19 protein-coding genes, 2 tRNA genes, 1 other RNA gene and 1 other annotated feature are annotated in these 22,722 nt (G+C 37.3%); all 22 genes read left to right on the plus strand.

Annotated features, from left to right (window positions below; genetic code table 11):
- Positions 1-162 precede the first annotated feature (162 nt).
- The 22 genes from recO (at position 163) to pheA (ending at position 22,546) form a co-directional block, all read left to right on the plus strand.
- Positions 163-924, plus strand: coding sequence for a DNA repair protein RecO (gene recO / locus MWH30_RS05280; protein ID WP_248663019.1), 762 nt, complete (start codon positions 163-165; stop codon positions 922-924).
- Positions 925-1,021: 97 nt separating this feature from the next.
- Positions 1,022-1,193: a binding site (T-box leader), on the plus strand.
- 68 nt (positions 1,194-1,261) lie between these two features.
- Positions 1,262-2,143: a glycine--tRNA ligase subunit alpha gene (gene glyQ, locus MWH30_RS05285; RefSeq protein WP_248663020.1), complete on the plus strand. Its 882-nt coding sequence runs from the start codon at positions 1,262-1,264 to the stop codon at positions 2,141-2,143.
- A 1-nt stretch (position 2,144) separates the two neighbouring features.
- On the plus strand, positions 2,145-4,229 hold the full coding sequence (gene glyS / locus MWH30_RS05290; RefSeq protein WP_248663021.1) for a glycine--tRNA ligase subunit beta: 2,085 nt from the start codon (positions 2,145-2,147) through the stop codon (positions 4,227-4,229).
- A gap of 25 nt (positions 4,230-4,254) precedes the next feature.
- Positions 4,255-5,058, plus strand: coding sequence for a pyruvate, water dikinase regulatory protein (locus tag MWH30_RS05295; protein ID WP_248663022.1), 804 nt, complete (start codon positions 4,255-4,257; stop codon positions 5,056-5,058).
- A 269-nt stretch (positions 5,059-5,327) separates the two neighbouring features.
- Positions 5,328-5,978, plus strand: coding sequence for a transcriptional regulator CcpN (ccpN, locus tag MWH30_RS13925; protein ID WP_504925960.1), 651 nt, complete (start codon positions 5,328-5,330; stop codon positions 5,976-5,978).
- A gap of 15 nt (positions 5,979-5,993) precedes the next feature.
- Entirely contained in the window at positions 5,994-6,815 is an 822-nt protein-coding gene (locus MWH30_RS05305; protein ID WP_248663023.1) for a pyruvate, water dikinase regulatory protein, read from the plus strand.
- Positions 6,816-7,817, plus strand: a complete 1,002-nt coding sequence (gene glpX / locus MWH30_RS05310; RefSeq protein ID WP_248663024.1) for a class II fructose-bisphosphatase — start codon at positions 6,816-6,818, stop codon at positions 7,815-7,817.
- A 1-nt stretch (position 7,818) separates the two neighbouring features.
- On the plus strand, positions 7,819-10,464 hold the full coding sequence (ppdK, locus tag MWH30_RS05315; RefSeq protein ID WP_248663025.1) for a pyruvate, phosphate dikinase: 2,646 nt from the start codon (positions 7,819-7,821) through the stop codon (positions 10,462-10,464).
- A 145-nt stretch (positions 10,465-10,609) separates the two neighbouring features.
- Complete coding sequence (locus MWH30_RS05320; RefSeq protein ID WP_248663026.1) at positions 10,610-11,203, plus strand: flavodoxin family protein; 594 nt, start codon at positions 10,610-10,612, stop codon at positions 11,201-11,203.
- A 2-nt stretch (positions 11,204-11,205) separates the two neighbouring features.
- A complete protein-coding gene (locus tag MWH30_RS05325) occupies positions 11,206-12,216 on the plus strand; it encodes a deoxyguanosinetriphosphate triphosphohydrolase (protein ID WP_248663027.1) in 1,011 nt (336 codons plus the stop codon).
- A gap of 139 nt (positions 12,217-12,355) precedes the next feature.
- A complete protein-coding gene (locus tag MWH30_RS05330; RefSeq protein ID WP_248663028.1) occupies positions 12,356-12,790 on the plus strand; it encodes a YaiI/YqxD family protein in 435 nt (144 codons plus the stop codon).
- A 19-nt stretch (positions 12,791-12,809) separates the two neighbouring features.
- Positions 12,810-14,714: a DNA primase gene (gene dnaG, locus MWH30_RS05335; protein ID WP_248663029.1), complete on the plus strand. Its 1,905-nt coding sequence runs from the start codon at positions 12,810-12,812 to the stop codon at positions 14,712-14,714.
- 26 nt (positions 14,715-14,740) lie between these two features.
- On the plus strand, positions 14,741-15,820 hold the full coding sequence (gene rpoD / locus MWH30_RS05340) for an RNA polymerase sigma factor RpoD (protein ID WP_248663030.1): 1,080 nt from the start codon (positions 14,741-14,743) through the stop codon (positions 15,818-15,820).
- Between the two features lie 102 nt (positions 15,821-15,922).
- Positions 15,923-15,998 (plus strand) — tRNA-Asn (locus MWH30_RS05345).
- An 11-nt stretch (positions 15,999-16,009) separates the two neighbouring features.
- Positions 16,010-16,086: transfer RNA gene (locus tag MWH30_RS05350), tRNA-Ile, on the plus strand.
- Between the two features lie 141 nt (positions 16,087-16,227).
- The gene (locus MWH30_RS05355) at positions 16,228-16,917 is read left to right on the plus strand and encodes a tRNA (adenine(22)-N(1))-methyltransferase (RefSeq protein WP_248663031.1); all 690 of its coding nucleotides are present in this window, start codon (positions 16,228-16,230) and stop codon (positions 16,915-16,917) included.
- A complete protein-coding gene (locus MWH30_RS05360; RefSeq protein ID WP_248663032.1) occupies positions 16,908-18,029 on the plus strand; it encodes a Nif3-like dinuclear metal center hexameric protein in 1,122 nt (373 codons plus the stop codon). Before MWH30_RS05355 ends, MWH30_RS05360 begins: the two co-directional genes overlap by 10 nt.
- Positions 18,030-18,141: 112 nt before the next feature.
- A complete protein-coding gene (locus tag MWH30_RS05365; protein ID WP_248663033.1) occupies positions 18,142-18,855 on the plus strand; it encodes a zinc ribbon domain-containing protein in 714 nt (237 codons plus the stop codon).
- Between the two features lie 18 nt (positions 18,856-18,873).
- Positions 18,874-19,482 carry a ribonuclease HI family protein gene (locus tag MWH30_RS05370; protein WP_248663034.1) on the plus strand — a complete coding sequence of 203 codons (609 nt, stop codon included), beginning with the start codon at positions 18,874-18,876 and terminating at the stop codon, positions 19,480-19,482.
- 57 nt (positions 19,483-19,539) lie between these two features.
- An RNA gene (gene rnpB, locus MWH30_RS05375) (RNase P RNA component class A) lies at positions 19,540-19,892 on the plus strand.
- A gap of 112 nt (positions 19,893-20,004) precedes the next feature.
- The gene (locus MWH30_RS05380) at positions 20,005-21,717 is read left to right on the plus strand and encodes a hypothetical protein (RefSeq protein WP_248663035.1); all 1,713 of its coding nucleotides are present in this window, start codon (positions 20,005-20,007) and stop codon (positions 21,715-21,717) included.
- Positions 21,710-22,546: a prephenate dehydratase gene (gene pheA, locus MWH30_RS05385; RefSeq protein ID WP_248663036.1), complete on the plus strand. Its 837-nt coding sequence runs from the start codon at positions 21,710-21,712 to the stop codon at positions 22,544-22,546. The genes MWH30_RS05380 and pheA overlap by 8 nt, the downstream gene beginning before the upstream one ends.
- Positions 22,547-22,722 lie beyond the last annotated feature (176 nt).

A 22,722-nucleotide genomic window follows, 5' to 3' on the forward strand; every position in this document is an offset into this window, starting at 1 on the left:
AATAAATAACTTTTAAGACATTAGGCTATTCTTTCAGGGGTAGCCTAATTTTAATAGAATAGTAATTAATCAATTGAGGAATACTAACTTTGAAAAAGAGGGATTTATTAATTTTCCCAGAAAACTACAAATGAACACTTAAAAAGTAAAGGATTGATTTTAATGTCCCTCTATCAAACAGAAGCAATCGTACTTAGACACTATGAGTTAGGAGAAGCAGATAAGATAGCTATTTTATATACTAAAGAGCGGGGTAAGGTAAGAGCGGTAGCTAAGGGAGTGCGTAAGACTCGCAGCCGTTTGGCTGGAGCTATGGAAGTATTTACTCATAATCAGTTACAGCTTTATCAGGGCAAGTCTTTAGCTAAAGTAAATCAGGTGAGAGTTTTAAAGTCTTTTGCTGATTTGAGAGCTGACCTGTGGCAGATGAGTTACGCTTCCTATTTAGCTGAGTTAGTTAATGAACTTACAGTTGATCAGGAAAGAGATCAAGCTTTATTTGCTCTGTTATTAACTAGTTTAAATCTTTTAAGTAAAGAAGAAAATTTAATGTTGGTAGTTAGATTTTTTGAATTAAGACTACTTAGATTATTGGGTTATCAACCAGAGCTTAAATGTTGTGTAGAATGCGATACAGCTTTGGAGGAGTTAACTAAACTTAAATTTAGCTCTCAACAAGGAGGAGTTATTTGTGGAGATTGTAGTGCTAAGGATCAGTATGCTATGTATTTAAGTAAAGGTTCAGTAGCTATTATGAATCGCTTATTGGAGATTGATTATCGTCATTTAAATAGATTAAAGTTACCTGTTAAGTCTAGGCAGCAATTAGCTAAAGTAATTCCTAATTACTTACAGTCTATTTTAGAAAAACCATTGAAGACTTTGGACTTTATTCGAGTTTTAAATGCTCAGGGAAGTAATTAAAAAATATAGATTAGTATTGAAAAATTAGTCTGTAGAACTAAGTAGAAATTAATATTGACAATAGTTAACAGGTCTGATATATTTAAGACAAATCGATATGCTTGCGTTGAAGAAGAAGAGTAGCCGGAGTTAATTATTAAAGCGAGCTAGGGAAGGTGGAAGCCTAGTATAATTGCTTGGTGAAGGGCGCTTTGGAGCAGTAATACTGAGTGGGCCGTCTTTCGTAGGCGGCTAAGCAGGGTGGAACCGCGGGAAACCTCGTCCCTGATAGTGAGATTGCTGACTATCAGCGATGAGGTTTTTGTGTTTAATAATAAATTAAGGAGGAGTTGAGAAGATGAACTTTCAGGATATGATCCATGCTTTAAATGAGTTTTGGGCCGCACAGGACTGCATTATTCAGCAGCCCTATGATATTGAAGTGGGAGCTGGAACTATGAATCCTGCTACTACTTTAAGAGCTTTGGGCCCTGAGGATTGGAATGTAGCCTATGTTGAGCCTAGTCGGCGGCCAACCGATGGTCGTTACGGAGAAAATCCTAATCGACTTCAGCATTACTATCAGTACCAGGTAATTATGAAGCCTTCTCCTGATGATATTCAGGAGATTTATTTGGAGAGCCTAGAAGCCTTAGGAATTGATCCCTTGCAGCATGATATCCGCTTTGTAGAAGATAACTGGGAAGCCCCTACTTTAGGTGCTTGGGGCCTAGGTTGGGAAGTTTGGTTGGACGGTATGGAGATTACTCAGTTTACATATTTTCAGCAGGTAGGCGGTTTTGATATGAAGCCCATTTCAGTAGAAATCACTTATGGTTTGGAGAGAATAGCAGTTTATCTTCAGGATGTGGATAGTGTATTCGATATTGAGTGGGTAGCTGGAATTAGTTATGGAGATGTACATCATCAAGGAGAGGTTGAACACTCTACTTATAACTTTGAAACGGCCAATGTAGATACTCTATTAAAGCTTTTTGATCTTTATGAAGCTGAAGCTAAACGAACTGTAGAGGCTGATTTAGTGTTGCCGGCCTATGAATACGTATTAAAGTGTTCCCATACCTTTAATTTATTGGATGCTCGAGGAGCAATTAGCGTTACTGAACGGACAAGCTATATTAAACGAGTTAGAGATTTAGCTAATCTATGTGCCCAAGCTTATGTGGAGCAAAGGGAAGCTATGGGACATCCTTTACTGAAACAAGAAAGGAGGAAGTAAAGTGAGTAAAAAGGACTTATTATTGGAGATTGGTACTGAAGAGATTCCAGCTGGATTTATGGAGCCGGCTTTTGCAGAACTAGAGAAGCATAGTCAGCGTTTATTTGCTCAACAGCGGATTGAGATCGATGCTATAGAGGTTTATGGGACTCCACGCCGTTTAACTCTGTTGGTGAAGGGAGTTGATTCTACTCAGCAGGATTTAACTGAAGAGATTCGAGGGCCAGCTAAAAATATTGCCTTCGATGAAAATGGTGATCCTACTCAAGCAGCTCAGGGTTTTGCTAGAGGACAAGGACTGAGTGTGGATGAGTTAGAGGTTAGGGATACTGAGAATGGAGAGTATTTATTTGCTGTATCTACCGAAGAGGGGCAGGAAACTGCTCAGCTGTTGCCGGAGCTTTTAGTTAAGTTGATTAAGGCGCTAAACTTTGCTCAGACTATGCGCTGGGGAGATCAGGAAATGCAGTTTGTAAGACCGATTAGGTGGCTTTTAGCCTTTTATGGTGAAGAAAGGATAGACTTCGAGTTAGCAGGTGTCCAATCAGCTGACTATACTATAGGCCATCGTTTTCTCAGTCAAGGTGAGATTGAAATTGCTTCTATTGATGATTATTTTGCTACTTTAGAAGAGGAGCAGGTAATAGTCGATCAGCAAAAAAGAGAAACTATGATTGTAGAGCAGATCAAGGAATTAGAGGCAGAAGTTGAAGGAGAGGTCTTAATTCAGGAAGACTTATTGACAGAGGTTAACTACTTAGTAGAGTATCCTACAGCTTTAATGGGTAGCTTTGATCAAGAGTTTTTGGAGTTGCCGCGTGAGGTTTTAATTACTTCTATGCGTGAACATCAGCGTTATTTTCCAGTGATTGATGAAGAGGGAGAATTGAAGCCTCGTTTTATTACAGTTAGAAACGGTTCTGCTGACTATATAGATAAGGTGCGCGAAGGAAACGAGAAGGTTTTAAGGGCCAGATTAGCAGACGCTAAGTTTTTCTATGCTGAAGATCAACAGCAGGACTTTGCTCAGCGAGTAGAACAGTTAAAAGGAGTTATTTTTCAGGAAGACTTAGGAACTATCTACGAAAAAGTAGAGAGAATGGTGGAGTTGAGTGAGAAATTTGCTCAAAACCTTGATTTAGCTCAAGCAGAGGTGGAGTCAGTAAAGCGGGCAGCTTATCTTTCTAAAGCTGATTTGGTTACGGAGATGGTAACGGAGTTTCCTAAACTGCAAGGAGTTATGGGCCGGGAGTATGCTAAGCTAGCTGGTGAAAAACAAGCAGTAGCTGAGGCTATCTTTGAACATTATTTACCTCGTTCTGCTGATGATGAATTGCCGGCCAGTACTGCTGGTAAATTAGTTAGCATAGCTGATAAAATTGATAATATTGTGGGTTGCTTTGGAGTTGGTTTGATACCTACTGGTTCTCAAGATCCTTATGCTCTGCGCCGACAAGCTCAGGGTATTGCCAAGATTATTTTGACTGCTGAACTTCCTCTTAACTTAGCTGATTTAATAGATAAAGCCTTAGAGTTATTAGTTAATAATGATAAGCTAAAGCGAAATGCTGATGAAGTGAGAAGTGAGGTGCTGAACTTCTTTAAGCAGCGCATGGAGAGGATCATGGAAGCTGAAGGGATTCGTTATGATGTTAGAGCTGCTGTTTTAGCTACGAATTTTAGTGATTTAAATGATACTCTGCTTAGGGCTCAGGCCTTGATGGAGTTTAGGACTCAGGATCAGTTTGAAAACTTGATTACAGCTTATAATAGAGCTGGTAATTTAGCAACTAAGGCTCAAACTGAAGAGATAAATCAGGAACTATTTGTTGATGCAGCTGAGCAGGAGCTTTATACTGCTTATTTAGATACTAAGGAAAGCTTAGATTCTTTAGTAGCTCAACAGGACTATGTTGAGGCTATGAGTGAATTAGTTAAACTACAGCCAGCAATTGATAACTTTTTCAATTCAGTAATGGTGATGGCTGATAAGGAGGAGATTAAAGATAATCGTTTAGCTTTATTGAAAAAAGTAGTTAATATCTTTATGGAGGTGGCTGATCTAGGCCAGATCGTAGAGGATTAAAAGCTCTGTTAGGAGTTGATAAAGGATGGATAAAGCTACCGTTTTTATTATTTCTGACTCCATTGGTGAAACAGCCAGACAGGTTGTTCAAGCTGCACTTAGCCAGTTTAATAGTTCGGTTGCAGTTAAAACTAAGAAGTTTTCTTATGTGGATAGTATTTATGATATAGAACGAATAATTCTGGAAGCTAAGAATGAAAGAAGTATTTTAGTTTTTACCTTAATTGATCCTGAATTTAAAGAACAGTTAATTACTAAAGCTGAGGAAGCGCAAATAGAGTATGTAGATATTATGGGCCCGATGATGGAATCTCTAAGCAAAGTGTTGGAGAGCTCTCCAAAGTTAGAAGCAGGCTTGATGCGTAAGCTAGATCAGGAGTACTTCGATAAAATAGACGCTATTGAGTTTACGGTTAAATATGATGATCGAAACGATGTTGCTGGAATTAAAAAAGCCGATATTGTTTTAGTAGGAGTTTCTCGAACTTCAAAGACACCTTTATCTATTTATTTAGCTTACCGAGGCTATAAAGTAGCTAATATTCCGTTAGTACCGGAAGTGGATCCTCCGGATATCTTATTTTCTAACCCTAGACGCAAGGTAATAGGTTTAACAATTAATCCGCGACAGTTAAATGAGATTAGGATGATTAGGTTAAAGGGAATGGGATTAAACTTAACTTCTGACTATGCTTCTTTAAAAAGAATTAATCGTGAATTAAACTATGCTAATCGGATTATGGGTAAGATTGGTTGTCCCATAATCGATGTAACTAATAAGTCCGTAGAAGAATCAGCAAATCAGATTTTAGGGTTGATTAACAAATGAAATTATTTTTTTATATAGCAAAACTAGTAACTGAGAAGTTATTAGTTTTGCTTCTTTGATTTTTTTACAAAGAGCTATTATGATGCATAATTATAATATTTTTTGAAAACCTGTTTTAATAAGCAGGAAAAGTTACTTAAATATAGTATTAAATATATAAAAGGATTAAATATAATATTCTTTTTTGTGCTGTATTCTTAAGTAATGTACACGATATATTCATTTAACTAATTAATTCAGCATACATTTTAATACTAGGGGGGATAGAAATTAATTTAAGCGAAAGACAAAAGGAGATAATAGAGATAGTAAAAAATAATGAACCTATTACTAGCCAAAAGATAGCCGAAAAGTTAGATTTAACTCGAGGTGCCCTCCGCTCTGACCTATCAGTATTAACTATGGCCAGTATTTTAGAAGCTAAACCAAATGTGGGTTATTTTTGTACTCATAATAGCTTATATTTAAAAGATCTTGATGAATTGTATAGTCAAAAAGTAGCTGAAATTAAGTCAGTACCTACAATTATTAAAGAGGAAACTTCAGTTTATGAAGCTATAGTAACTCTTTTTTTAGAGGATGTTGGCTCTTTATTTGTAATAGGTGAACAGGATGAAGCTTTAGCTGGAGTTATTTCCAGAAAGGATCTACTTAAAATAATGATTGGAGAAACTGATATAAACCAGATTCCAGTCAGTATAGTGATGACTAGAATGCCTAATATAATTACTGTTAGTGCTGAAAACACTATTTTAACAGCTGCTCAAAGAATTGTGGATTATGAAGTAGATTCTTTGCCTGTAGTTGAAAATTTAAATGCTGAATCAAAGGCTGAAGATGATGGAAAACTTAAAGTAGTGGGAAGAGTTAGCAAAACCGATATTACTAAAGCTTTTGTTGACTTTGCTTTGGATACTTAAGGAGGGGAAGAGTCTTTGCTAAGCGATCAAAAAAATGATGAATTAACTGTATATATTGTTTCAGACTCTATAGGTAAAACTGCTGAAACTGTAGTTGATGCTGTAGTTAGTCAGTTTGATAGTGATGAAGTAGGGTTTAAAAAATTTATTAATGTAACTAGTATTGCTAAGTTATCGGAAATAATTGCTAGGGCTAGACAGGAAAATGTATTGATAGTTTATACTATAGTTTTACCTGAATTATGTGAGTATTTAACTAAAATGGCTGCTAAATATGAAATTCCTATTTTAGATTTAATGGGCCCGGCTTTGCTTAAGTTTTCCCAACTTTTAGGTCAGCAGCCTAAATTGAAACCAGGCTTAAATCATCAGCTAGATCAGGAATACTTTGAGAGGATTGCTTGCATAGAATTTGCTATTAGATGCGATGACGGTAAGGATATGAAAAAAGTAAAAGAAGCAGATATTGTAATAGTTGGTGTTTCTAGGACTTCCAAGACTCCTTTAAGTATGTACTTAGCTCATCGAGGCTATAAGGCTGCTAATTATCCTATAGTTCCCGAGGTAGATCCCCCGCCAGAGTTATTTGAGATACCTTCCAAAAAAATGGTAGGTTTGACTATTGATGCTCCAGTTTTAAAAGAAATTCGACAACAAAGATTGAAGTCTATGCGTTTTAATAGTGGAGCTGCTTACGCAAAAGTTGACAGGATTTTAGATGAGTTGGACTATGCTGAAAGTTTAATGAGGAAGTTAGGCTGCTTGATAATTAATGTAACCAATAAATCTATTGAGGAAACAGCTAGTGAGATATTAGCTGAGAGGAGTGAGTTATAAATGGAGAGAGAATTAACCTTAGAATTTGTAAGAGTAACAGAGGCTGCTGCTTTAGCTGCTGCTCCTTGGATGGGGAAAGGAGATAAAGAAGGAGCTGATCAGGCTGCTGTAGATGCAATGCGAGCCGTTTTTGATACGGTCAATATCAAAGGTACTGTAGTGATTGGAGAAGGTGAAAAAGATGAGGCACCGATGCTGTACACTGGAGAGTGTGTGGGTTGTGGTGAATCTATAGAGCTAGATATTGCTGTAGATCCAGTAGAAGGTACTACTTTGGTAGCTAAGGGATTACCTAACTCTTTAGCTGTAGTGGCTGCTGCTCCTAAAGGTAATCTGCTCAATGCTCCGGATATGTATATGGAGAAGGTAGCAACCGGGCCCGATGCTAAAGGAGCAATTGATCTTGATGCTTCACCTACTGAGAATTTAAAATCTGTAGCTGAAGCTAAAGGTAAGAAGGTTACTGATATGACAGTAATTTTACTGGATAGAGATAGACATAGAGAAATCATAAAAGAGGTTAGAGAAGCAGGAGCTAGAATTAAGTTGATCAGTGATGGTGATGTGGCTGGAGCAATTGCTACAGCCTTAGAACATACAGGAGTTGATATGCTGATTGGAACCGGTGGAGCTCCGGAGGGAGTTTTAACTGCTGCTGCTCTAAAATGCTTAGGTGGAGATATGCAGGCTCGTCTAGCACCCCGTAATCAAGCTGAGACTGAAAAAGCTTTAGCAATGGGGATTGAAGATATAGAGCAGATTTTTGGCGTTGAAGACTTAGTACAAGGTGATGACGCTATGTTCTCAGTGACTGGCATCACTAATGGTGAATTATTAAGAGGTGTGCAGTACTATGGAGGAGAGAGAGCAGAAACTCACTCTATAGTGATGAGGAGCAAAACTGGGACTGTCAGGAATATCAAAGCTCAGCATAAGATTAAACAAAAACCTAATTACTTTCAAAATGGGATTCGTAAATCTAAAGAAGGAGTGAATAATTAAAGTGACATCAGACAAAAAGTACATCTATTCATTTGAGGAAGCATCCTTAGACTTAAAACCAATTTTAGGAGGTAAGGGAGCTAGTTTAGGAGAAATGACTAGCTTAGATCTGCCGGTACCGCCGGGGATGACTATTACTACTGAAGCCTGTAATCTTTACTTTGAAAAAGGAGAAGAACTACCGGACTTTTTAGAAGCAGGTATTGAAGAATACTTAAAAGAGTTAGAGGAAAAGACGGATAAAAACTTTGGAGATGACAATGATCCTTTACTATTATCAGTACGTTCTGGAGCAATTATTTCTATGCCCGGCATGATGGATACTGTTTTAAACCTAGGTTTGAATGATAAATCTGTGCAGGGCTTAGCTAAGGAAACTGAAGATGAACGTTTTGCTTATGACTGTTATCGAAGATTTATTCAAATGTTTGGAAATGTAGTGTTGAAAATAGACTCCCATAAATTTGGTAGAAAATTGGATGAGTTGAAGAATGAGGTGGGAGCTGATGATGATTTAGATTTAACTGTGGAAGATTTACAGGAGTTAGTAAGTAGATTTAAAGGTATTATTAAGCAAGAAGCTGGAATTGATTTTCCTCAAGATCCGATGGAGCAGTTAATTACTGCTGTGGAAGCTGTATTTAGTTCTTGGAATAATAAACGAGCTATAGTTTATCGGGATGCTCATGATATCGATCATGATTTAGGAACTGCTGTTAGTATTCAGACAATGGTATTTGGAAATATGGGAGATGATTCAGGAACAGGAGTAGTCTTTACTCGTGATCCATCTACTGGAGCGAATGAGCTCTATGGTGAGTACTTATTAAATGCTCAGGGTGAGGATGTAGTAGCTGGAATTAGAACTCCTAAGTCTATCAGTAGTTTAGCTGACTCTTTACCAGAGGTTTATGAACAGCTAGTAGAAGTAACGGAAACTTTAGAAGAGCACTATCAAGATATGCAGGATATAGAGTTTACGATTGAAAAAGGAAATCTATATCTGTTACAGACTAGAACCGGTAAAAGAACGGCTAAAGCTGCTATTAAGATAGCTGCTGATATGGTAGCTGAAGGATTAATAGATGAAGAAGAGGCTTTATTGCGAGTAGAGCCAGAACATATTGAGAAAATACTACATAGTCAGATTGATCCTGATGCTGAAACTGAGGTGATTGCTAAAGGCTTACCGGCTTCTCCAGGGGCGGCTGCCGGAAAGGCGGTTTTTTCTGCTGATGAAGCTGAAAGATTAGCTGAAGAAGGTGAGAAGGTAGTACTGATTACCTTAGAAACTACTCCGGAAGATATCCACGGTGTTTTAGCTGCTCAAGGAGTATTGACTACTCGCGGGGGAATGACTAGTCATGCGGCAGTGGTAGCTCGAGGAATGGGCAAGCCTTGTGTCTGTGGTTGTGAAGCTGTGAAGATAGACTTTGAGGCTCAGGAGTTTAGTGCTGGAGGCCAAACTATCAATAAAGGAGATCATATTACCATTAATGGTGGTACTGGTGAGGTAATGGTAGGCCATGTGGATATGATTGAACCTAACTTGAGTGAGGAGTGTCAGCAGCTACTTGAATGGGCCGATGAAATTAGAGATTTAGGAGTTAGAGCTAATGCTGATACGGGCCCTGATTCCAGTCAAGCTTTAGAGTTTGGAGCTGAAGGGATTGGGCTTTGTCGAACGGAGCATATGTTTATGGCTGCCGATAGAGTGCCTATTGTGCAGAAGTTAATCCTCAGTGAATCTGATGCTGAAGCTGAAGAGGCTTTAGCTAAGCTGGAGCCGATGCAGTGTAGTGATTTTGAAGAGATCTTTAGAGCTATGCAAGGGGCACCAGTAACGGTTAGGCTTTTAGATCCGCCTTTGCATGAATTTTTACCTGATTTACCAGAATTAATTGAAGAGGTCACTGAACTGCGGATTGAAGGTAAGCAGGAGAAGTTGAGAGAAAAAGAAGAACTATTACGCAAGGTAAAAAATATGAGTGAATCTAACCCTATGTTAGGCTTTAGAGGCTGTAGATTGGGAATTATGATTCCAGAAATTTATAAAATGCAGGTTAGAGCTGTTTTCAAAGCGGCTTTGAAGTTACTAGAAGAAGGAGCTGCTGTAGAACCGGAAATTATGATTCCTTTAGTTACTCATGTGAATGAATTTAAAATTTTAAGAGAACAAGTAGAGGAGGAGATTGATCAGTTATTGGCAGAAGCTGGACAGGAGTTAGATTATAAAGTAGGTACTATGATTGAGCTACCTAGAGCCTGTTTAACTGCTGCTGAGATAGCTAAAGAGGCAGACTTCTTCTCCTTTGGTACTAACGACCTAACTCAGACTACTTTTGGCTTCAGCCGTGATGATGCTGAAAGTAAGTTCTTACATTATTATGTAGATGAAGAGATTATCGAAGCTAATCCCTTTATTACTTTAGATAATAAGGGAGTAGGTAAGTTGGTTAAAATGGCTGCTAAAGATGGTAAAGCAGTTAATGATGACTTAAAGGTAGGAATTTGTGGTGAGCACGGAGGCGAAGCAGAATCTATTGCTTACTGTCAAGAGTATGGTTTAGATTATGTAAGTTGCTCACCTTATCGAGCGCCAGTAGCTCGTTTAGCTGCTGCTCAAGCTAAGATTCAAAGTGAGTAATTAAAGAACTATTGGAAGGGAGATAAGGTGCAGCACCTTATCTCTTTTCTATATTTTTCTTTTTTTAAAGGAGTTCTGATTATTATCTTGTAATAATAATATAAACATGGTATGTAAAAATCCAAAAGTGAAAGGATGATTTTTAATGCTGATTGTAGGCTTAAATGGTAGTCCGAACGACGATGGAAATACTAGTCTGCTGTTAAATAAGGCTTTGGTAGCAGCAGAGGATGATGGAGCAGAGACAAAGCTGATTTCGGCTGCTGAGAGCTTATCAGAACTAGCTAAACCTTATTGTACTGCTTGTTCACATCCTTGTAGTGCTGACTGTTATCAGGATACTGCTTTAGAAGAACAGTATCAATTATTAGCAGAAGCTGATGGTTTGCTTGTAGGTAGCCCAGTTTATTTTGGTACTGTAAGTGCTCAGTTGAAGTCCTTTTGGGATATGACCAGAAACTTAAGACAAGAACAGGGCTTATTAAATACAGTTGGAGGCGCCTTAGCTATTGGAGCGGCTAGATTTGGAGGTCAAGAGACTACTTTAAAGGCTATTCACGATATGATGTTAGTGCAAGGGATGATAGTTGTAGGTGATGGTGATAGCGAAAGCGATTCTGGACATCAAGGAGCTGCCGGTCGAATAATGGCTGCTGATGATAGTGAAGCTCAAGAGAGAGCAGAAATTATTGGTAGAAGGGTAGCTAAAGTAGCTAAAGCCACTAGTGAACTTCGCTAAATATGCATTATCGCCAGAGATTAGAGGAGTTAGAAGTAAAAAACTTAGCTGCCCAGGCTGCTTTAAGTATTAATAGTAAAGGAAGAGAACATTCAGAAGAACAGTGTGAACTGCGGACTGTTTTTCAACGAGATAGAGATAGAATTATACATTCTAAGGCTTTTCGACGTTTAAAGCATAAAACTCAAGTTTTTATTGCCCCTGAGGGTGATCACTATCGGACTCGTCTAACTCATACTTTGGAAGTAGCCCAGGTAGCGCGTGGTATTGCTAAAGCTTTAGCTTTAAATGAAGATTTGACGGAGGCTATAGCTTTGGCCCATGACCTGGGCCATACTCCCTTTGGGCACGCTGGAGAAGAGGCTTTGGATGAAGTTTATACTCCGGGTTTTGAGCATAATCAGCATAGTTTGAGAGTAGTAAAGCTGTTAGAGTTTAAGAAAGCGGCTTATTTAGGACTTAATTTGACCTATGAAGTAAGAGATGGAATATTAAACCATACTGGCAAGCAAAAACCTATCACATTAGAAGGGGAAATTGTTAAAATAGCTGATCGAATTGCTTATATAAACCATGATATTGACGATGCTTTGCGAGGAGGAATTATTTCTAAATCTGATCTTCCTCAATCTGCTTTAGAAGTTTTAGGTCAAAGCCATTCACTAAGAATTAATAGAATGGTCAGGGATATAGTAGAGAATAGCTATCAAGCTAAGCAAATTCAAATGAGTCCTACTGTAAAAAAAGCTACTAATAATTTGCGTGACTTCCTGTATGCTGAAGTATATATCGGTTCTCAGGCTAAAGAAGAGGAGGATAAGGTCAAAAATCTTTTGAAAAAGTTTTTTAATTATTATAATCAAAACCCCCAAAGGTTGCCAACGGAGTTTAGAAATAAGTTAGGGGATTTTGAACTGGATAGAATAGTGATTGATTATATAGCAGGAATGACCGATAGATATGCTTTAAATAAGGCCCAAGAGTTATTTTTACCTCAAGCTTGGCCTAGTTAATGTATAGATTTATATATATTGGAAAAGATAAACTTGAATACAGAATTATTTTTATTTTTATTACTAAATAAGCAGGAGTTTAAGAATTTTTCTCGAAATTTTCTTATTGCTGTATAATTTTTAAAGGAGTTTTGAATAAATGAGGATTTTGGTTGATGGAGACTCTTGTCCGATTAAAGACTTAATTATCGATTTAGCTGCTAAGGCTAACTGCCAAGTATTATTTATTAGTAGCTTAGCTCATTGGTCTGCTAAGTATGATAATGATTTTGTAAAGTCTATTACAGTTGATAGTTGCCCAGAAGCGGTGGATATGAAGATAGTCAATTTAGCTAAAAAGGGTGATTTAGTTGTTACTCAAGACTATGGTTTAGCTGCCCTTTTATTACCTAAGCAGGTACAGGTTATTTCACCTCGAGGAAAGATTTTTGATGATAATAATATAGACTATCTCTTAGCTAAGAGACATCATACTGCTAAGTTGAGACGAGGTGGTGAGTATATTAAAGGGTCTCATAAATATTCACAAATAGACAAAAATAGATTTATAGATAATTTCAAGATATTATTATAGAAATTAAGGGTGAATTAGATTGGCGTATATCGATGAAGACTTTATAGATCAAGTTCGGGAGACTAATGATATTATAGATGTAGTTTCTGAGTATCTGCGTTTAGAAAAAGCAGGTAAAAACTATAAGGGACTGTGTCCTTTTCACGAAGAAAAGACTCCTTCCTTTACAGTTACTCCTACAGAGCAGCTATATTACTGCTTTGGTTGTGGAGAAGGAGGAAATGTTTTTAATTTTATAATGGAGATTGAGGGGGTTGAGTTTCCAGAGGCTATTAGGATATTAGCCCAAAGAGTTGGTTTAGATTTACCAGCAGGAGCTGGAGGTTTAAGTGAAGAAGAAAGGACTAAAAAAAGTAAGCTCTATGAAGTGCATACTTTAGCTGCTAAGCTTTTCAATTATCTCTTATTAGACACAAATCTGGGTGAAGAAGCATATAATTATTTACAGAATCGTGGTTATCAAAGAGAGATTTTAGTTCAGTTTAAAGTTGGTTATGCTCCTGATAGTTGGGATAATTTATTAAATTTTTTTAAAAAGCGAGGTTATTCACCAGCTTTGTTGGCAGAGGCTGGTTTGATAATTTCTAGAAAACAGCAAAATGGTTATTACGATAGATTTAGAAATCGTTTGATCTTTAGTATATTTAGTCAAAGAGATCAGGTGATAGGCTTTGGAGGTAGAGTGCTTGATGATTCTCAGCCTAAATATCTTAATTCGCCGGAGTCTTTGATTTTTGATAAGAGTGAGGAGTTATATGGGCTTAATTTTGCTAAAGAAGAAATTAAAGATAGTGGTGAAGCCATTGTTGTGGAAGGATATACCGATGTGCTTACTGCTCATCAGGCTGGACTTAAAAAAGTAGTAGCTTCTTTAGGCACTTCTTTGACTAAGAGGCAGGCTAAGCTCTTAAATCGCTATGCAGAACGAGTTTATATTGCTTATGATGGTGATGTTGCTGGTGAAAAGGCCACTTTGCGTGGCTTGAATATTTTAAAAAAGGTAGGTTTAGAGGTTTATATTGTAGATTTGCCGCCAGCTAAAGATCCAGATGAGGTGATTGGTGAGCAGGGAAAAGATTATTTTGAATCTTTATTAGCAGAAGCTTTGACTTTAACTCAGTTTAGAATAGAAAGATTACTTGCTCAACGTAATTCCTTTAAAATTGAGGAAAAGGTAGGAATAGTAGATGAATTAATTCCTATTTTGGCAGATATCGAAAATGAAACAGAGTTGCGATTATATATTAGTGAGGTAGCTAAAAGGGTAAATGTGGATATTGATACACTTTGGGATCGTTTGCGCTCTTATAAGCATCAAAATGGCGGGCCAGAACGGGATATAAATTATCGAGTGGGGAATAATAGAGATACGTCTAATACTCCTACAGAAAATGGTACTAATGGGATTGATGCGAAAAATATTTACTTAAAATCGGCTAAGTATTTATTGGCTTTAATGATAAAGGATCAAAGAACTTTGCAGTTAGTTAGGGAATTACTTACTCCTGCTGATTTTATCAAAGAGGAGTATCAACTAGTGGCCCAACTTATCTTTGAATTTGAGGAAGAAGAGTTTAAATTCGATAAAGCTTTAGATCAGCTTGATAATCCTGAAGCTAAACGGTTATTAACTCAGCTATCGATGAGTGAAGTGTGGATGCCTGATGATTTGGATTATCAGCAGGAAATAACAGGTTATATCAAAAAAATAAAGGAGTATCAGTTGCAGATGGAGAAAGAAAGATTAGAAACTGAGATTCGTAATTGTGAAGTTAACGGTGAGTTTGGCAAGGCTAGTCAACTTTTAAGTAAGTATCAGCAGTTAAAGGAGTTGGAGAATAATATCCGCAAGTATGAAATAGAAGGTGATTTAGATAAAGTCGATCAGCTTTTGCATAATCATAGAGGCTTAATTGGTAGTTAAGATTTTTTCAGAAAGGAGGGATTGTCATGTCAGAGGAGAATAGGGAAGCAATTAAAGAAGAAGTGCAGAAATTAATCGAACAAGGAAAGGAAAATGGAAAGTTAACTTATGAGGAAATAATGGATGCTCTTTCTGAAATTGAATTGAGTACTGACCAGATAGATAATATATATGATACTCTGGCTTCAATGGGGATTGAAGTTGTAGATAATGATGAGGATGCTGAGGGTGAAGAAGATGAGGGAAGCGATTTAGATCTTAGCGTTCCCGATGGAGTCGGAATCGATGATCCAGTGCGAATGTATTTGAAGGAGATTGGTAAGGTTCCTTTATTAACTGCTGAAGAAGAGGTTGCTTTAGCTAAGAGAATGGAAGAAGGCGATGAAGAGGCCAAAAGAATGTTGGCTGAAGCTAATCTACGTCTGGTGGTTAGTATAGCTAAGAAGTATGTAGGTAGAGGAATGTTATTTTTGGACTTAATTCAGGAGGGTAATCTGGGTTTAATTAAGGCAGTAGAGAAGTTTGACTATACTAAGGGCTATAAGTTCAGCACTTATGCTACTTGGTGGATTAGACAAGCTATTACTCGCTCTATAGCTGATCAGGCTAGGACTATTCGAATTCCAGTGCATATGGTAGAGACGATTAATAAGGTGATTAGAGTATCTAGACATTTGCTACAGGAATTAGGTAGAGAGCCTACTCCAGAAGAGATTGCTGAGGAGATGGATCTATCTGAGGAAAAGGTAAGAGAGATTAAGAAGATTGCTCAGGAACCTGTTTCTTTAGAAACTCCTATTGGAGAAGAAGAGGATAGTCATCTAGGTGATTTTATCGAGGATGAAGATGCTCCTGCTCCTTCGGCTGCTGCTTCCTATATGATGTTACAAGAGCAGTTGGATGAGGTATTGGATACTCTCAGTGATAGAGAGAAGCGAGTCTTGGAGTTAAGATTTGGAGTTGAAGATGGACGCTCTCGAACTTTAGAAGAAGTAGGTAAGGAGTTCGGAGTGACTAGAGAGCGGATTAGGCAGATTGAGGCTAAGGCATTACGTAAGTTGAGGCATCCTAGTCGTAGTAAAAAGCTTAAGGACTATTTAGATTAATTATAAATAGTAAGATAAGAGAGCATTATTTCGAAAAGATAACTGTGCTAGTTGATTTTTCAGGGGTTTTGTTATATAATGCTTTTGTTTTGATAGTGGCGTTCCCCGATAGCTCAGTTGGTAGAGCAGATGGCTGTTAACCATCGTGTCGCAGGTTCAAGTCCTGCTTGGGGAGCCATTATAGCTTTAGGGCCCATAGCTCAGTTGGTCAGAGCCCTCGGCTCATAACCGAGTAGTCCTAGGTTCGAATCCTAGTGGGCCCACCACTTATAAAGCTGATAATTTTAACTCCATCTAATAAACGGTGGGGTTTTATTATTGCAGATAGCTTTTTAAATTGCAGGAACTTTGCTGTACATCTTGAACATAATAAGATAGATTAGTTTAAATTAAGGAATTGATAATCAATGGAATTAGCAAGTAGATTAAAAGCTATAGTTAATTTAGTAAATAAGCCTTGTAATTTAATCGATGTAGGCACTGATCATGCCTATTTACCGATTTATTTAGCTAAAAACTATCAGTTTGATAAATTAATTGCCAGTGAAGTGAATACTAAACCTTATCAGTTTGCACTTGAAAATATAAAAAAGCATGGTTTAGAGGCAGAGATTGAGTTGAGATTAGGCTTTGGGTTAAGTGTTCTAGCAGTTGAGGAGGTTAATACGGCAGTTATAGCCGGCATGGGAGCGAGGAGTATTATCGATATTTTGACCGCTGATTATAAGCTAGCTAGCTCTATCTCACAACTAATTTTACAGCCTATGAAGGGGAGTGCTCTTTTAAGGGAATGGTTAGTTAATAATGGCTTTCAGATTGCTGATGAGGTGTTAGTAAAAGAAAAAGATAGGTTTTATGAAATAATTGAAGCAACTCCAGGTCAAGAGGTAGTTGAAGAAGAACTGCTTTTGGAGATCGGCCCTCGACTTAGAGAAAAGGAAGCTGCTAATTATAAAGAATTTTTGTTAACTAAGGAAGCAGAGTGGCGCTCTACTTTAAAGCGATTACCGTTAAAAGAAGTTGCAGAACTAGAGGATAAAAGAGCAGCACTAAAAACTAAGCTACTTAAGCTGCGGGAGGTTATTAAATGTCTTTAAGTATTCAACAGGTTATTCAATTAATTGAAGAGTTAGCTCCTAAAAAATTAGCTGCTGATTGGGATCAGGTTGGTTTACAGATTGGTGATTATCAGCAGCGGGTAAGTAAGGTATTAGTTACTTTGGATGTTAATACTGAGATTATGGAAGAGGCTATTAATAAAGAGGTGGATTTAATTGTATCTCACCATCCAGTGATCTTTGATGCTATCTCTACTATCAGGCTGGATACAGAGCTAGGTCAGATTATTAAAAAAGCGATTACTAATCAGATCAGTATTTATGTAGCTCATACTAACTACGATATTGCTAAAGGAGGACTTAATGATACTTTAGCTGTTCAGTTAGGCTTAGAGGAGGTAGAAGTTTTACAAAAGACTGCTGAAGATGAATTGAAAAAACTAGTAGTTTTTGTACCAGCAGAAAATTTAACTGAAGTGCGAGAGGCAATTACGGCTCAAGGAGCTGGCTGTATAGGTGATTATAGCGACTGTACTTTTCAAGTGGAAGGTGAGGGAAGCTTTAGACCTTTAGCTGGTAGTGATCCTTATTTAGGAGAACAGGGAGAGTTAGCAAAGGTTAAGGAGTGTCGTTTAGAGAGTATTGTTCCAGCTAGTAAATTAGGAAGAGTGATCAATGAATTAAAGGCGGCTCATCCTTATGAAGAAGTGGCTTATGATCTTTATTCACTGGAGATTGCAGGAGAAAAGCTAGGTTTAGGTAGAATAGGTTATTTAGAAAATGAGTTGGCTTTTGAAGATTATTTAGAGCAGGTAAAGGAGCTTTTAGAAGTAAATAATTTAAGAGTTGTTCCCCCAACAACTAATACGATAAATAAAGTTGCTGTTTGTGGAGGTGCTGGAGGAGACTTAATTAAACAGGCAGCTTTTAAAGGAGCTGATTTGCTGCTAACGGGAGATTTAAAGTATCATGAGGCAGAATTAGCTGTAGAGTTAGGTTTAGGAGTCATAGCTGCCGGTCACTATGCTACTGAGGTAATTATGCAGTCGGCTATGGTGGATTATTTACAGGAGCAGCTAAGTAAAAAATCTTTAACAGAAATTACAGTGTGTAGTTCTGAAAGAAATAAAGATTTTATAGAAATAGTTTAGGTAGGTCAACAGTTATGCTGTTTGACCTACCTTTTTGTATAGCTGTTTATCTTGATTTAGTGAATGCTTTGGGAGCTGTTAACTTGTTATTAAATAAAAAGGGGAGGTAAACATGAGTAAATTAGAAGAGTTGTATAGATTGCAGAAATTAGATAAGGAGATAGATAGTTTAAAGCAGGAATTAGAAGGCATGGAGGAAGCTGAAGAGCTAAAAAAGCTGAAAGCAGAGATTGCTGATTTAAAGAAGCAAATTACTGAAAAAGAGCAACAGGAAGAAGAAAAGAATAAGCAGCTTAAGGCTAAGGAGTTTGAGAACGATAGATTAACTAGACAGTTAACGGAGTATGAGGAGCAGCTCTATAGTGGAGAAAGTAGTGCTAAAGAGTTGGAGCAGTTACAGACTAAAATATCTAGGGTTAAAGAGGAACAGAGTCAATTAGAAGAGCAGATACTAAACTTAATGCTGGAGTTAGAAGATTTAGCTGAAGCTAGAGAAGAATTAGCTAAAGAGTTAGAACTTAAAGAAAAAGAACTGCTTAATATACGTGATGATTATGCAGAGGTACAATTAAAAAAGGAGTCTAAATTAGAAAAGCTAGAGAATAATCGCGAGAGTTTAAGCCAAGTTTTAGGGGATGATCTTTTGGAGAGGTATCAAACTCTGTTGCGCAATAAAGCGGGTTTAGCAGTAGTACAGTTAAAGGATGATTACTGTATGGGCTGTAGAGTTAGTCTACCTACTAGATTAGTGCAACAGGTAGAGTCGGGTAATGAATTGATAAAGTGCGAAAGTTGTGGTAGAATCTTATATTGGGAAGAGAATTAAATAGGAAAGGAGCTAGTTATGACAGAACTTAATATTTATACTGATGGAGCAGCTAAGGGCAATCCGGGCCCGGCTGGAATTGGAGTAGTAATCTTAAATAAAAATGAAGAAGTAATTGAGGAAGCTGCTGATTATATTGGTGAGACTACTAATAATGTAGCCGAATATAGAGCTTTGCTTAAGGGTTTAAAGTTAGCTCAACAGCAGGAAGCGACAATAGTAAACCTCTATGCCGATAGTCAGTTAGTTATTAAGCAGTTAACTGGTGAATATCGGGTGCTTAGTGAGAATTTGAAGTCTTATTATCAACAGGCAGATCAATTATTGACAGAATTTACTGATTATACCCTTAATCATATTCCCCGTCAAGATAATAAGGCAGCAGATCGCCTGGCTAATTTAGCTATTGATGAGCACCAACAGGATAAAAAAGAGTCTATAAAAACTGAAGATCTTTTAGAAGAAATAAAAGAAAAAGCGCTTGAATTTGAGCTGCCGACTGAACTACTTCCGATATATAAAGAATTAGCAACTGACTTAACAGCAGCTGAAAGATCAACTTTTAAGCAGGGAGTTATTTACGGACTGCTTTTAGCTGAAATTGAAGTTGAGCTGCTTGACAATTAATAAGTGAAGTGTTATTATATTGGGGTAGTTAATAAAAGATAGCTTAGTATTAATCAGCTAGTAGACTGAGCAATCGCAGCTAAGAATTGGACACTTAGCTGAGGAAAGTCCGGGCTCCATAGGGCAAGGTGCTGGATAACTTCCAGCCAGGGTAACCTGCGGGAAAGTGCCACAGAGAGCAAACCGCCTGCTGAGGCAGGTAAGGGTGAAAGGGTGCGGTAAGAGCGCACCGGGTAGCTGGTGACAGCTACCGCATGGTAAACCCCACCTGGAGCAAGATCAAATAGGAGAAGGCTAAGGGCTGCTCGTCCGACTTCTCGGGTTAGATCGCTAAAGAGAGCAGGTAACTGCTTTCGTAGATAGATGATTGCTTTCAAAGACAGAACCCGGCTTAAAGGTTTACTAGCTGATTTGAACTGCTACTTATCAAGAGACTTATCTTCAAGATGAGTCTCTTGTTTTACATTAATAAGCTTAAGTTAATTATATGTTAAAATATTAAGTTGTAAAGGTGAAATAATTATGGAAGAAGTGATTTTTGCTAATAATATTGACCAATACTTAGGTTCTCAAAAAATTATTAAAATTGGCTTAAAAGCTCCTCAGATTATTATTGAATTGGAAAGCTTCTTTAAAAAGCTGGATTTAGAGCCGGTGATTACAAGTCAGTTATTGATGGATAATTACCTCAAACAGCAGGACTTAAGTGTTAAGCCTTTTGCTACAGAGATAGATATATCTTTACCTTTAGCTAAAGCAAAAGCTCAGTTGAGAGAGCAGTTGAAATCTAAAGAAGAGATAGCTAATTTGAGTGAGTATCAAACTGAAAAACTAAGGGTTGAATATTCACCAGAGTTAATTAGTAAAGGCTTAAGCTTTGAGTATCAGGGTTATAGGTGTGAGGTGCTTTTTAGCGATAACTATCTAACTCGGATTTGGGAATTTGGGCTTTCCATTCAACAGTTAATGCACTTTAGGGGAAGAGTATATGCTACTAAATTAGCAATTGAGGACTTTAGGCAAGGTCTTTTACGAGTTTTAAATCCTGAACTTGGAATTGAATTGTGGCAACAGTTGATGGAGTTGCAAAGTCGCTATGATTTTAGTATTGAAGTTACCGGACTTAATATGTTAATAGATTACATATATTGGTTGGGAAATAATATCTCATCAATTAATATTTTAGCTCAGAACTTAAGCAGAGCAGAAAAGGTTTTTACTGGTAGATTGCGAGAGTACTATTATCGTTGGCTTAATCAGCAAAAGTCTACCGCTAAATCCTTGTTAACTTACTTATTGATGACAGATAATTATCAAAACCCTTATTTGAGTGAGCTATTAGGTAGTTATAATTTTGAATATAATTCTAACTTTAGCTATCGACGCTTCCTGACTAAGGCTAAAGATTTGAAGTTTAAAGTAATAACTCAAATGGAAGATCGACAGGACTTGCAGGGTGGAAGCTTAGCGGCTGCCGATCAAACTAATTATCTGCGGGTAACTTCTATTTTAGATATTTTGACTGGGCTGGAGTTTAGAGAGTTTATGAAGGGCAGGCTGAATAAAGAGCAAGTAGCCGAATTTCATAAGTACCATTCTCCTAAATTAGGTAAGATTTTGGTTGATTTAAAGAGCTTTATTGAAAAGTTAGATTTAACTTATTATAGCAGTTATATTTTTAGGTTATGTACTGATATGTTAGCGCTCTTTAATAGCAGGGGCCCTGATAATCGGACTTTAGAGATTGTTATTTCTCAATCTGCTGAAGATTTATTAGCTGTTTCTACCGACCAGAACTGGAGTAGTTGCTTAAAGCTACCGTCTTTAGGAAAGCAACGAGTTAGTGCTGCTCGAGTAGCGGCTAATTTACATCCTGCTACTTTGGTGGCTTATATTAAAGAGCCAAAGCAAGAGCAGTGGCTAGGCAGATCCTTAATTAGGCTGTTAAGAAATGGTGACTTAATTTTGGAAAAATATTATGGAGAGCCTATCTTAGAAGAACTTTTAGAAGCTAAGGTGAAAGAAGTAATCGAAGAGGCTGGCTATAAATTGAGTAATGCTGAACAGGGATTGAGTTTGAACTTTATAGAATGGAAGCCTTACTCCGATCAAGGTAGAGTACAGAGCTTAAAGCAGGGATTTTATCAACAGTATTATATAGATTATTCTTTAAGCCCCTTGTTAGATAGTAAATTTAAAAGTGAAAAAATTGAGGATGTGATTTTGGATGAATAGATTAGCTTATTTAGGTCCGGCAGGAACCTTTACTGAGCAGGCAGCTAGAGAATATATAGCTGAAGAGCAGGTAGAATTAATTCCTTATGCTGATATTTCGTCTTTAATTTGGGCCGTAGCTAAAAGAGAAGAGGAGTACGGGATAGTTCCTATTGAAAACTCTTTAGAGGGTTCTGTGAATATAACTTTGGATTTATTAGCACATAAGGTAGACTTGAAGATTAAAGCTGAGGTTGTAATGCCCATCGAACATAATTTGATTGGTCATGCAGAGACGGAACTGAGTAAGATTGAGAAGGTGCTATCTCATCCGCAAGCATTAGCTCAATGTCGGGATAATTTAAATAGTTTATTGAGTGATTTTGAATCAGTCAGTGTTAACAGTACTGCTGAAGCTGTACAAAGAATTCAAGATAAGGATAGTAGTTGGGCAGCAATTGGTTCTACTTTAGTTTCCAAGCTGAATGGACTCAGTATTTTAGAGGAAAGAATTCAGGATAATCTGGCTAATTGGACTCGGTTTATAGTTTTAGCTCAGCAAGATGGTTCTGAGCAGGGTTTAAAAACTAAGACTTCCTTAATCTGTTCTCCGGTTAAAAACAGACCGGGAATTTTGTATGAAATATTAAAGGAGTTTGCACAGCGAAGTATTGATTTAACAAAGATTGAATCGCGACCTACTCGGGAGATGTTGGGGGATTATTTATTTTTTATTGATTTTGAGGGGAATAGAACTGAAAAGAGAGTGGAGCAGACTTTAGCTGCTTTGGAAGATAAGACTTCTTTTATTAAGTTGTTGGGGTCTTATCCTAGTTTAGTTGTGGAATAGAATAATATCATAGTGTAAAATAAGTATAGGTAAATTTAGTATAAAAACTAGAAAAGGGACTCCTCTTTTGATAAAGTGTTAAGTGACTAAACAAAACATAAAAAGGAGGAGTCCCTTATGGATACAATTATACAACAGTTTGGAGAAAAAATTAAGGAAAATACAGAAGAATTTTT

This window comes from Fuchsiella alkaliacetigena, from assembly GCF_023227765.1.
Lineage (GTDB): Bacteria > Bacillota > Halanaerobiia > Halobacteroidales > Acetohalobiaceae > Fuchsiella > Fuchsiella alkaliacetigena.

Coding starts and splice junctions, on each gene's coding strand:
- recO (WP_248663019.1), top strand. CDS start 163: ATGTCCCTCTATCAAACAGAAGCAATCGTACTTAGACACTATGAGTTA.
- glyQ (WP_248663020.1), top strand. CDS start 1,262: ATGAACTTTCAGGATATGATCCATGCTTTAAATGAGTTTTGGGCCGCA.
- MWH30_RS05295 (WP_248663022.1), top strand. CDS start 4,255: ATGGATAAAGCTACCGTTTTTATTATTTCTGACTCCATTGGTGAAACA.
- glpX (WP_248663024.1), top strand. CDS start 6,816: ATGGAGAGAGAATTAACCTTAGAATTTGTAAGAGTAACAGAGGCTGCT.
- MWH30_RS05320 (WP_248663026.1), top strand. CDS start 10,610: ATGCTGATTGTAGGCTTAAATGGTAGTCCGAACGACGATGGAAATACT.
- MWH30_RS05325 (WP_248663027.1), top strand. CDS start 11,206: ATGCATTATCGCCAGAGATTAGAGGAGTTAGAAGTAAAAAACTTAGCT.
- MWH30_RS05330 (WP_248663028.1), top strand. CDS start 12,356: ATGAGGATTTTGGTTGATGGAGACTCTTGTCCGATTAAAGACTTAATT.
- rpoD (WP_248663030.1), top strand. CDS start 14,741: ATGTCAGAGGAGAATAGGGAAGCAATTAAAGAAGAAGTGCAGAAATTA.
- MWH30_RS05355 (WP_248663031.1), top strand. CDS start 16,228: ATGGAATTAGCAAGTAGATTAAAAGCTATAGTTAATTTAGTAAATAAG.
- MWH30_RS05360 (WP_248663032.1), top strand. CDS start 16,908: ATGTCTTTAAGTATTCAACAGGTTATTCAATTAATTGAAGAGTTAGCT.
- MWH30_RS05365 (WP_248663033.1), top strand. CDS start 18,142: ATGAGTAAATTAGAAGAGTTGTATAGATTGCAGAAATTAGATAAGGAG.
- MWH30_RS05370 (WP_248663034.1), top strand. CDS start 18,874: ATGACAGAACTTAATATTTATACTGATGGAGCAGCTAAGGGCAATCCG.
- MWH30_RS05380 (WP_248663035.1), top strand. CDS start 20,005: ATGGAAGAAGTGATTTTTGCTAATAATATTGACCAATACTTAGGTTCT.
- pheA (WP_248663036.1), top strand. CDS start 21,710: ATGAATAGATTAGCTTATTTAGGTCCGGCAGGAACCTTTACTGAGCAG.